General features: G+C 47.9%; 9 protein-coding genes. All 9 read left to right on the plus strand.

Features of this window, described 5'->3' with window-relative positions:
* Positions 1–160: 160 nt before the first annotated feature.
* The 9 genes from mraZ (at position 161) to murD (ending at position 11,865) form a co-directional block, all read left to right on the plus strand.
* Positions 161–598, plus strand: coding sequence for a division/cell wall cluster transcriptional repressor MraZ (gene mraZ / locus AC4G47_RS08445; protein ID WP_017687291.1), 438 nt, complete (start codon positions 161–163; stop codon positions 596–598).
* An 18-nt stretch (positions 599–616) separates the two neighbouring features.
* Positions 617–1,567 carry a 16S rRNA (cytosine(1402)-N(4))-methyltransferase RsmH gene (gene rsmH, locus AC4G47_RS08450; protein WP_491105706.1) on the plus strand — a complete coding sequence of 317 codons (951 nt, stop codon included), beginning with the start codon at positions 617–619 and terminating at the stop codon, positions 1,565–1,567.
* 27 nt (positions 1,568–1,594) lie between these two features.
* Positions 1,595–2,026: a hypothetical protein gene (locus AC4G47_RS08455; RefSeq protein WP_491105707.1), complete on the plus strand. Its 432-nt coding sequence runs from the start codon at positions 1,595–1,597 to the stop codon at positions 2,024–2,026.
* Between the two features lie 12 nt (positions 2,027–2,038).
* Positions 2,039–4,372 (plus strand): penicillin-binding transpeptidase domain-containing protein, encoded by a 2,334-nt coding sequence (locus AC4G47_RS08460; protein WP_491105708.1) that lies wholly within the window; start codon positions 2,039–2,041, stop codon positions 4,370–4,372.
* 142 nt (positions 4,373–4,514) lie between these two features.
* The gene (locus AC4G47_RS08465; RefSeq protein WP_440131295.1) at positions 4,515–6,419 is read left to right on the plus strand and encodes a stage V sporulation protein D; all 1,905 of its coding nucleotides are present in this window, start codon (positions 4,515–4,517) and stop codon (positions 6,417–6,419) included.
* Between the two features lie 140 nt (positions 6,420–6,559).
* Positions 6,560–8,047 (plus strand): UDP-N-acetylmuramoyl-L-alanyl-D-glutamate--2,6-diaminopimelate ligase, encoded by a 1,488-nt coding sequence (locus AC4G47_RS08470; protein ID WP_491105709.1) that lies wholly within the window; start codon positions 6,560–6,562, stop codon positions 8,045–8,047.
* Positions 8,047–9,459, plus strand: coding sequence for a UDP-N-acetylmuramoyl-tripeptide--D-alanyl-D-alanine ligase (locus tag AC4G47_RS08475; protein ID WP_491106667.1), 1,413 nt, complete (start codon positions 8,047–8,049; stop codon positions 9,457–9,459). Before AC4G47_RS08470 ends, AC4G47_RS08475 begins: the two co-directional genes overlap by 1 nt.
* 12 nt (positions 9,460–9,471) lie before the next feature.
* Positions 9,472–10,440 carry a phospho-N-acetylmuramoyl-pentapeptide-transferase gene (mraY, locus tag AC4G47_RS08480; protein WP_047843751.1) on the plus strand — a complete coding sequence of 323 codons (969 nt, stop codon included), beginning with the start codon at positions 9,472–9,474 and terminating at the stop codon, positions 10,438–10,440.
* A gap of 3 nt (positions 10,441–10,443) precedes the next feature.
* Positions 10,444–11,865 carry a UDP-N-acetylmuramoyl-L-alanine--D-glutamate ligase gene (gene murD, locus AC4G47_RS08485; protein ID WP_491105710.1) on the plus strand — a complete coding sequence of 474 codons (1,422 nt, stop codon included), beginning with the start codon at positions 10,444–10,446 and terminating at the stop codon, positions 11,863–11,865.
* The last annotated feature ends 9 nt before the right edge of the window (positions 11,866–11,874 follow it).

Here is an 11,874-nt window from a genome sequence, read left to right on the forward strand (position 1 = left end):
TTGATCCTGAGTGACAGGATCAGAGACGTTTTTTTTATGCTTATAAAATAAAAAATCAAGCAATGCAAGAAGGGTTTTGATTTTTTTGTGCGAATCTATTATGCTTAGGTGGTGGAAAGTGGGGCAAAGTGGGAGAATCGGGTGAGGAGTGAGTGGTCCAATGTTTATGGGGGAGTTCCAACATAGCATTGATGATAAGGGTCGGGTCATCATTCCGGCTAAATTCCGCGAATCTCTGGGACCGTCTTTCGTTGTCACACGAGGTTTGGACCAGTGTCTTTTCGTGTACCCCATGGAGGAGTGGGGGGTCATGGAACAGAAGCTCAAAGCACTGCCATTGATGAAATCTGATGCACGTGCGTTTACCCGTTTTTTTTTCTCGGGTGCAACCGAATGTGAACTGGACAAACAGGGCAGGGTAAATCTGCCGGGCAATTTAAGAGAGTATGCCAAGCTGGACAAAGATTGTGTTGTTCTTGGTGTGTCGAACCGGGTGGAGATTTGGAGCAAAGGCATATGGGAGAGTTATTTCAATCAATCCGAAGAAGCATTCAACGACATTGCCGAAAAGCTGGTCGATTTTAATTTTGATTTATAAAGTCAGGAGGGGTGCAGGTTGTTTCACCACATAACCGTACTCAAAGAAGAGGCAACAGAGGGATTAAACATCAAGCAGGACGGTATATACGTGGACTGCACTTTAGGCGGTGGCGGACATAGCTCCGTGATTGCTTCCAAGCTCGGTCCAGGGGGACGTCTGATCGCACTTGATCAGGATGATTGGGCTTTGGATAATGCTCGCGAGAAGCTCGCTACCTATGGAGAACGTGTAACATTGGTGAAAACCAATTTTCGAGATCTGGAACAGGTACTTAAGGATCTGGATGTACCGATGAAGGATGGTGTACCACAGGTCGATGGTATTTTGTACGACTTGGGTGTGTCATCTCCGCAATTCGATGAAGGAGAACGTGGATTCAGCTACAATCATGATGCTCCACTTGATATGCGAATGGACCAGGATGCAATGCTTACAGCCAAAGAGATTGTAAACGAATGGTCAGAAGAAGAGATTGCTCGGATTTTCTATCGCTATGGCGAAGAGAAGTTTTCGAGAAGAATTGCCCGTGTAATCGTTACAAAACGAGCTCAGTCTACCATTGAAACCACTGGTGAACTCGTAGAACTGATCAAGGAAGGCATTCCGGCGGCAGCTCGCCGTACCGGTGGACATCCTGCCAAACGCAGCTTCCAGGCATTACGGATTGCCGTCAATGATGAGTTGGGTGCTTTTGAGGAAGGCCTGCATCAGGCTGTTCGTTGTCTAGCACCAGGAGGACGTGTATCTGTTATTACCTTCCACTCCCTTGAGGATCGGATATGTAAACAGATTTTCAGCAGTTATCTGGAGAAATGTACATGTCCACCCGATTTTCCGTTGTGTGTATGCGGCGGCAAGGGTACCCTGCGTTTAGTTAACAGAAAACCGCTGATTCCAACGGAAACGGAATTGGCCGAAAATTCACGTGCTCGTTCAGCCAAACTGCGCGTAGCCGAGAAATTGTAGATCAAGAGTGGAGGAGAGAATCGGAGTATGGCATATACACGTGGTAATCTCGCTGTAAAAGAAAAAGCGTCCCAGGAACGTGTGACCCAGCAACGATACAAAGAAACCACCAAAGTGGTGACCCGTCGTACGGGTCTTCCGGCACGCGAGAAGATTTTGTATCTGATTACCCTGGTTGCAGTTATCCTTGTTGGAGGAGCCTTGATGTCTCGTTATGCTCATATCTATGATCTGAACAAGCAGGCACAGGCCACTATTTCAGAAGTCAAGGGGTTTGAGAAGACGATTGCAGACCTGCAAGTGGAAAAAGAAACATTGAACAACCAGATTATTGAAAATGCAAAACAACTTGGTTATGTTGAAGCTTCCGGCAAGGATGTCATTTTTGTACCTCGCTCCACAAGTTCGACTAAATCAACAGGTACTGAATCGTCCTCGAATACAGCGAGCAGTAAGTAAAGAGGTGTTCCGATGATAAAAAGAATAAAGATGCGCACGTTGCTTATAGGGGGATGTATTACCCTCTTTTTTCTTGTACTCGTAACCCGAATCTTTTTCATCCAAGTTGTGAATGGTGGTGTATGGCAGGAACGGGCGGCCGGTTTGGTAGAGCGGGAACAGACGATTAAGGCTGCACGTGGAACGATTACGGATCGAAATGGTAACATTCTGGCTACCGATGCGCCTGCGTATACGGTTTCGGTCAATCCTCTTTTAATTAATGAACTAGGTATAGAGGATGTTGTCACGGAGAGGCTCTCTGCTCTTCTTGGCAAAAATGAAAGTGAAATGCGCGTTCTGGTTACAGCGAAGAATAAAGATGATGAATTCTATCAGCAACGCGAGGTGCGTAGCGAGGGATATAAGATTAGTCCTGAGCTTGCGGCACAAGTCAACGAGCTGCGTGAAGAACTGCAAGATGAATACAAGGCCCGTAACGCAATTGTGATGGCTCAAGAGTCGAAGCGTTTTTACCCCGAAGAAACACTTGCTTCTCACCTCTTGGGGTATATGAGCCGTGATGGGAAAGCTGTCAATGGACTTGAAGTCTCATATGATGAAGCACTGACTGGTACAGACGGGTATCTGAATTATCAGAAGGATGCCAAAGGCATTAAACTTCCGGATTCACAGGATAACTATCTGCCACCTCAGAACGGGAAAAACCTTACACTGACCATCGATGATACGATCCAGTTTTACATCGAGGATGCCATGAAGGAAGCCGTTGCCAAGTATAATCCTCTGAGCATGACGGTTATTGCTGCTGATCCGAACACAATGGAGATTCTGGGGATGGCGAACTGGCCAAACTTTAACCCGAATACGTATGCGAGCACGCCTGATCAAAAGAACTTTATTAATCATGCGACGCAATCGATCTATGAGCCGGGTTCTACATTCAAAATTGTAACGCTAGCAGGAGCTGTGGAAGAAAAACTCTTCGATCCCAATGCAAGTTTCGAATCGAAACCGACCTATATTGGCGGATATACGATTAGTGATAACGGTCATTCTTACGGCCGAATATCTTATCTTGAAGGTGTAAAACGCTCTAGTAACATTGCTTTTGTTAATCTGGGTTACAGCATGCTTGGCGGTGAACGTTTACGTCATTACATAGACCAATTTGGTTTTGGCAAAAAGACGGGCATTGATCTGCCAAGTGAGGCGGCATCACCAATTAAACCACTGGTTTTTAAATCCGAGATTGCTACTGCTGCCTATGGTCATGGTCTTGTCCAGGTAACACCTATTCAACAGGTCGCAGCGATTTCGGCGATTGCCAATGGTGGCAAGTTGCTTGAGCCACATCTGGTGAAGGAGATCAAGAATCCGAATGATGGGACAACGGAAGTGATTAAACCTAAAGTTGTTCGTCAGGTGATCTCCAAGGAATCTTCCAAACTGGTGAGCGGTTATCTGGAACAAGTGGTTGCAGACCAAACGATTGGTACAGGTCGCAACGCTTATATCGAGGGTTACCGTGTAGCTGGTAAGACAGGTACGGCAAGAAAGGTAGTTAACGGGGCATACAGCAAGTCGAAAGACGTTGTATCGTTTATTGGATTTGCACCCGTGAATAATCCCAAGATTGCGATACTAGTTGTCATTGACCAACCTGATGGTACCAATATTGGGGGAGGAACTGCAGCTGCCCCTGTATTCAAAAAAATCGTTAGCCAAACTCTTCAATATATGGGAGTTCCGAAGGATACAGCCAAAACTGCTGACAAAAAGTCAAAAGGAGTCCCTGTCGTGCAAGCTAAGGCACCGGATCTGAGTGGCAAGACAGCCAAACAGGCCAGAAGCCAACTTTTAAGTGCAGGTATTGCTTATGTGACTCTTGGTCAAGGTGATAATGTAATTCGGCAGTATCCGGTGGCTGGGGCATCCATGAATCCAGGCCAACGAATCTACTTGCTAACGGAAGAAAGTAGCAAAATGAAGATTCCTGACCTGACAGGTGAATCTCTCCGCGATGCTCTTGAAGTGCTTTCTCTCATGAAAGTTGGAGTTACCGTCAAGGGTGAAGGCTATGTCGTGAAGCAAACGGAGCAGGTCGCAGGTGAGCAGAGAACCGTGCTACTGAATTTGCAGACTGCCAAAGCCGCAGTCACTGGCATAGCGGATGAGGCTCCCGTTTCTTCTGATCCGTCGTCAGATGCTGAAGTGAAGGAACAAGAGGGGTCCGGCGGAGAAGGTAAAAGCGATGTAACAGAAGAGACAGATAACAACAATGCTTCTGCCAATGAATCCGAATCCTCTAGCGATCCAACAACAAACGGGGCTTCTCTTCCATAAGGAGCTCTGACAGCTTGTTCTAACCCCCGGTTGTCCTGAATATTCATGAATGGAACGAATGTCATGATTTTGGGACGAGTGGGGGGATCTTTTCGTGAAGGGAACAAGCGTAAATCTGCGGCGCAGGCTGCTATGGAGTTTAATGATTTTAGTTCTGTTATTTTCGGCCCTGGTGATCAGGCTTGCTTATGTACAACTCGGGAAAGGCCCTGAATTGTCAGCAAAAGCAGAAGAATCCTGGCGGCGTAATATTCCTTACTCTGCTAAGCGAGGGGAGATTCTGGATCGTAATGGAACCTCTCTGGCCTATAATGTCACAACACCGACCATTATGGCCATTCCGGCACAAGTCAAGGAAGCTGAGACGACAGCCAGAGCGCTGGCTCCATTGCTCGGGATGACTGAAGAGAAAGTGCTGGCAACCATTAAGAAACGAGAATTGATTGTAAGACTACAACCCGGTGGCCGCAAAATTACGATGGAGAAAGCTCAGCGCATCCGTGATTTGAAGCTTCCGGGTATCGTTGTTGCTGAGGACAATAAACGTTTTTATCCTTATGATGATCTGGCTGCTCATATACTTGGTTTTACGGGCATCGATAATCAGGGTTTAACGGGCGTCGAGAAGAAATATGATGACAAGCTGAATGGTTTAAATGGCAGTGTGTCCTACTTGTCCGATGCGGCCGGAAGGCTAATGCCGGGCTCATCCGAGAAGTATGTGGAACCGAAGGACGGCCTTAACCTCAAGCTGACCATTGATAAATCCATTCAGTCCATCATGGAGAGAGAACTGGATCAGGCCATGGTGAAATTCCAGGCGAACTCAGCACTGGCCATAGCCATGAACCCCAAAACAGGTGAAATTTTGGGGATGTCCAGCAGGCCGGGATACGAACCTGCTGATTATCAACAATATCCCGCAGAGATATACAACCGGAATCTACCGATCTGGATGACATACGAGCCGGGCTCCACGTTTAAGATCATTACTCTGGCAGCGGCGCTTGAAGAGAAAAAGGTTAATCTGCAGCAAGATCAGTTTTTTGATCCAGGATATGTTGAAGTGGGGGGAGCTCGTCTGCGTTGCTGGAAAAAAGGCGGCCACGGTAGCCAGACCTTTTTGCAAGTTGTGGAGAACTCATGTAACCCGGGATTTGTGGCATTAGGGCAGAGGCTGGGTAAAGAATCGCTATTCTCCTATATCAAAGACTTTGGCTTTGGTACCAAAACGGGAATCGACCTCAGCGGAGAAGCCAGTGGAATTCTGTTCAAACTGTCCAGAGTAGGACCGGTCGAGCTTGCAACGACTGCTTTCGGTCAAGGGGTATCTGTAACGCCTATTCAGCAAGTAGCAGCGGTGTCAGCGGCCATCAATGGGGGTAAACTTTACAAGCCCTATGTTACGAAAGCCTGGGTCCATCCGGTAACGGGAGAAGTGATGGAAGAAGCCAAGCCGGAACTCGTTCGCCAAGTGATTTCGGAGAATACGTCCAAGCAAGTACGTGAAGCACTCGAGAGTGTTGTCGCCAAAGGTACCGGGCGTCCGGCGTTTATTGATGGATACCGGGTCGGTGGTAAAACAGGTACAGCCCAGAAGGTTATCAACGGACGTTATTCCTCAACGGAGCATATCGTATCCTTTATCGGTTTTGCTCCAGCAGATGACCCACAGATTGTGGTCTATACCGCAGTGGATAATCCCAAAGGGATTCAATTCGGAGGTGTGGTTGCCGCCCCGATTGTACAGAACATCCTTGAGGATGCCCTGCATTACATGAACGTCCCTGTCCGGAAGGATCAGGTCGCCAAAGAATACAAGTACGGCGAGACCAAAATCGTGACGGTTCCAGATCTGACAGGTGCTACTGTTGAAGATCTATACGAAGACCTGAACATGAATTTTATGTTGGCGAAGTCCGGCAGTGGTAAATATGTCATTAATCAGGCGCCTAAGCCTGGGGCAAGGGTAGATCAGGGTTCAACCATCCGCATTTACATGGGGGATGTGCTGAATGATGCGCATGATCACACGAAGGATGAATAACGGAAGCTTTGAAGCCGTTTCGACTTCAGGCGCAACAAAATTCATCCAGGCGCGTTTCATTATGTGTCTGTATTGACGATATTAATCAATACAGACACAAGCTAGAACAGAAGTATAATTGGAAAAGTGAGGTTATTCATGTGCTTTTAAAACAATTCGCATCGATGCTGACCACCGCCCGTATTGTGGGCGAATCGAATACAGAATGCCACAACCTTCAGACAGATTCCCGGCAGGTAAAACCGGGTGATCTGTTTATCTGTCTTCCGGGACATACGGTAGATGGTCATGATTATGCAGAAAAAGCCGTAAATGCTGGTGCAGTTGCATTGGTTGTTGAACGGCAGCTGGATCTGCCTGTACCACAATTGCTGGTGAAGGACAGCCGGTTTGCGATGGCTGTTCTGGCAGATTTCTTTTTTGACTCGCCAAGCCAGAAGATGAATATGATTGGTGTAACGGGAACGAACGGAAAAACGACCACTACGTATCTGATTGAAAAAATCATGAGCGATTATGGACGTAAGACGGGATTGATCGGTACCATTCAAATGCGTTATGACGGTCGTACCTATCCGATGTCAGGAACAACACCAGAGGCACTTGATCTGCAGCGCAGTCTGCATGATATGGTTCAGAAGGGGACTGACTGCTGTGTTATGGAGGTTTCTTCTCACGCACTGGAACAAGGCCGTGTGAAGGGAACGAATTTCCGTACTGCGGTATTCACTAACCTGACACAGGATCATCTGGACTACCACCATTCCATGGAGGAATATCGCGGAGCCAAAGGATTGTTCTTTGCACGATTGGGTAACGGATATACGGAAGACACTTCACAGCGTAAATTCGCTGTCATCAATGCAGATGATCCGGCAGCGGCTTATTTCATCTCTGTGACTGCGGCTGAAGTGATTACATATGGCATGGGTGAAGAGGCGGATGTACGCGCATCCCAAATCTCGATTACCTCACAAGGGACTTCATTCCACGTGGATACATTTGCAGGCAGCACGGATATTCGCTTGCGCATGGTAGGTAAATTCAATGTGTACAATGCAATGGCAGCGATCTCTGCAGCACTGGTAGAAGGCATTCCGCTGGAAGAGATCAAGCGCAGTCTGGAGACGGTTCCGGGCGTGGATGGACGTGTTGAAGGAGTGGACGAAGGACAGCCGTTTGCTGTGATTGTCGATTATGCCCATACACCGGATGGACTGGAGAATGTGCTGCGGACGGTGAAGGAATTTGCCGAAGGACATGTGATCTGCGTGTTTGGCTGTGGTGGTGACAGAGACCGTACGAAACGACCTCTTATGGGTAAAATTGCTGCAAAATATAGTGATTTTGTACTGGTCACTTCCGATAATCCACGGACAGAAGATCCGGATCTCATTCTCAAAGACATTGAACAGGGCCTGATTGAAGAATCCGTTCCTGCTGAACGTTATACGATGATTGTGGATCGTCGCCAGGCGATTCATGAAGCTATTGAAATGGCAAGCCCAGCCGATGTAGTATTGATTGCGGGCAAGGGTCACGAGACCTATCAGATTATCGGCACAACCAAAACCGATTTTGATGACCGGATCATAGCCAAAGAAGCGATAAGGGGCAAATCCAATTGATAAAAAGAACATTGGCACAATTGGCCGAGATGTGTGGAGGAACATTAAGTGACGTTGCTGTTCATGGCAATGTAATGGTCCAAGGGGTGTTTACCGATTCGCGTAAACCTCTGGAAGGCAGTTTGTTTATTCCGCTAGTGGGTGAAAGGTTTGACGGACACGAATTTGTGCAAGCCTGTTTAGAGAAGGGTGCCGCAGGGGCGATCTGGCAAAAGGATCATGGGATTCCGCCACAAGGAGCAGTTATTGTTGTTGACGACACACTTGTCGCACTGCAAGCACTCGCATCTGCTTATCTAACGGAGAATAAAGCTGCTGTTGTTGGCATTACAGGCAGCAACGGCAAGACAACAACGAAAGACATCGTGGACGCCATTCTCTCGACTACGTTTAAAGTGCACAAGACGCAAGGCAACTTCAACAATCATATCGGGTTGCCACTGACTGTACTAAGCATGGACCCGGATACAGAAATTATTATTTTGGAGATGGGCATGAGTGGCCGCGGAGAAATTAACGAGTTATCGGTTATTGCTCAGCCTGATGTAGCGATCATTACGAATATTGGTGAATCTCATCTGCTTCAGCTGGGGTCCAGATTAGAGATTGCCAGAGCCAAAGCCGAGATTGCAGCGGGATTGAAGCCAGGCGGGTTACTGATCTACAACGGAGACGAGCCTTTAATTGCTCAAGTCCTTGAAGAGCCGGAAACGATCCAACCGGAGGGATTGCAGCGGTTTACATTCGGTCTGCAAACCGACAATGATGATTATCCTACCGGACTCATGAATGCGCAGAATGGGGTCGTTTTCACCACCAAACAGTTTGGAGACCTTGCAATTACACTCCCGCTGTTAGGAACCCATAATGTCGTTAACTGCTTGGCTGCCCTCGCTGTAGCCCGTCATTTTGGAGTGACGACAGAACAGATTGCTGCGGGTTTGTCCCGCTTGAAACTGACAGGCATGCGCATTGAGGTTACTCAAGGCGTAAGTGGTCTGACCATGCTGAATGACGCATACAATGCAAGTCCAACTTCCATGAAGGCTGCCATTGATGTATTAGAGGGTCTGAAAGGATACCGTATGAAAGTGGCTGTGCTTGGTGATATGCTTGAACTCGGTCCTCAGGAGCAGGATCTGCATCTTGGAATCGGTGAGTATATTACACCTGCCAAAATGGACATGGTGCTGGTATATGGTCCGTTATCAGCAAAGATTGCTGAAGGAACAAGAAAGCATATGCCGGCAGAGGCTGTGCATGCTTTTATAGATAAAGAAGAAATGACCCGTTATCTACTGGAGAAACTTCATCCAAGAGACGTTGTCTTATTCAAAGCCTCAAGGGGCATGAAGCTGGAGGACGTGGTCGAAGCACTACAAATAGCACCATTACAGAATCGAGTAGACTAGAGGGGTGAACCCATGGATTTTCAGGTATTACTGTTAACAATCGGCGTTTCATTTATTCTGGCGGTGATTGCCGCACCGCTCCTGATTCCGCTGTTACGACGAATGAAATTCGGACAGCAGGTTCGGGAAGATGGGCCTCAGAGCCATTTGAAAAAAAGCGGAACACCTACAATGGGTGGCGTCGTCATTTTAGTTGCGTTCACATTGGCCTTTTTGAAATTTTCGGCAGTCAAGAATACAGACTTTTATGTCTTGCTTGTAGCTACGTTGGGATTCGGGCTTATAGGCTTCCTTGATGATTACATCAAAATTGTATTCAAACGTTCGCTTGGACTGACGGCCAGACAAAAAATGCTGGGGCAGTTGTTCTTCAGTGCAGTGATGTGTTTCTTGCTGATTCAGAATGGACACAGCACAGCCATCTCTATTCCGGGTACGTCATTCTCGTTTGACTGGACCGGATGGTTCTATTATCCGTTTGTCGTATTCATGATGCTTGCCATTACCAATGCGGTTAACTTTACCGATGGTCTGGATGGTTTGCTGTCCGGGGTAAGTGCGATTGCCTTTGGTGCGTTTGCCATTGTGGCGATGCAAGCCACGTCCATGCCGGCAGCAGTGTGTGCAGCAGCGATGATCGGAGCCGTGCTTGGTTTTCTGGTATATAACGCACATCCGGCCAAAGTGTTTATGGGGGACACAGGTTCTCTGGGGATTGGCGGTGCGATTGGTGCAGTGGCCATCGTAACGAAAACAGAGCTTCTATTTGTCATCATTGGCGGTATTTTTGTCATCGAGATCCTGTCGGTTATTATTCAAGTGGTATCCTTCAAGACTCGTGGCAAACGTGTATTCAAAATGAGCCCCATTCATCATCACTTTGAATTAAGTGGTTGGTCAGAATGGCGTGTTGTCATTACCTTCTGGGCGGTAGGCGCAATTTTGGCCGCTCTTGGACTTTATCTCAACAAGGGGTTGTAAATCATGAACCATCCTGAATCATATCGCGGACAACAAGTAGTCGTTCTGGGATTGGCCAAAAGCGGCGTACAAGTCGCCAAAGTGCTGGATCGTGCCGGAGCGAAGGTTACAGTGAATGATAAAAAAGAAAGAGATCAGTGTCCCGAAGCTTCCGAATTGGAGGCTTTGGGAATTTCTGTTGTATGCGGTGGACATCCGGATGATCTGATTCAAAGTGATGTGAAGCTGGTTGTCAAAAACCCGGGTATTCCTTACAACGCTGCTCCTGTGCAGCAAGCTCTGGCATTAGGGATTGAAGTGGTCACGGAGGTGGAAGTCGCCTATCATCTGTGTGCTGCACCCATGATCGGTATTACAGGATCCAATGGGAAGACAACAACGACGACTTGGGTGGGGCAAATGTTGGAACATGCCGGCCTCAAGCCGATCGTTGCCGGTAATATCGGAACCCCTCTCTGTGAAGCGGCAGAGCAGGCTTCTCCGGATAACTGGATGGTTGTCGAGCTTAGCAGTTTCCAGCTCAAAGGAACGGCCGATTTCCGTCCGCGTATTGCGAGCCTGCTAAACGTTGCAGAGACGCATCTGGACTATCACGGGGACATGGATGATTATGTGGCTTCCAAAGCCAAGCTCTTCGCCAATCAGCAACCTGACGACGTGGCCATCCTGAATTGGGATGACCCGGTATGTCGTGGTCTGGTTCCTTACATCAAAGGCAGATTGCTCCCCTTCTCCATGACCGAGAAATTGGATGCAGGTGTGTATGCAGATCCTCCTTATGTGGATGGCGAAGAGGATGATGTGAAGCGCCAGATTATTTATGCGGATGAAAACGGAGATCACCACATCATTATCGATATTGAGAACATTGGCATCGCTGGACGATTCAATGTGGAAAATGCAATGGCTGCTGTGGCCATTGCCGTAGCGGCAGGAGCTGATCCGGCGGTGCTGGCTGCTCCGCTTGCAGACTTCAAGGCGGTTGAACACCGACTCGAATATGTTCTAGAACATAATGGCTCTGCGTACTACAACAACTCCAAAGCGACCAATTCGAAGGCTACGGTCATGGCCCTGAATTCGTTTAAGGAACCGGTGGTGTTAATTGCCGGTGGGCTGGATCGTGGGTCAGACATGATGGAGTTGTTACCCTTGTTCCAGGAACGGGTAAAAGCTGTCGTTGCCCTTGGAGAGACACGGACAAAAATTGCCAAGGTCGCGGAACTTGCCGGATTAAAGCAAATTAAGGTCGTCGATAATGAGGAGGACGCTGCCCGGACGTTAACCGTTGCTGTGCAGGAAGCATCGAAGCTTGCCAGTGCCGGTGATGTCGTTTTGTTATCCCCGGCGTGTGCAAGTTGGGACATGTTTGCTTCCTATGAGGAGCGGGGACGCATTTTTAAAGAGGCGGCGCATAACTTGTAAGTAGGGGGG

The organism is Paenibacillus sp. Negev47, from assembly GCF_058313655.1.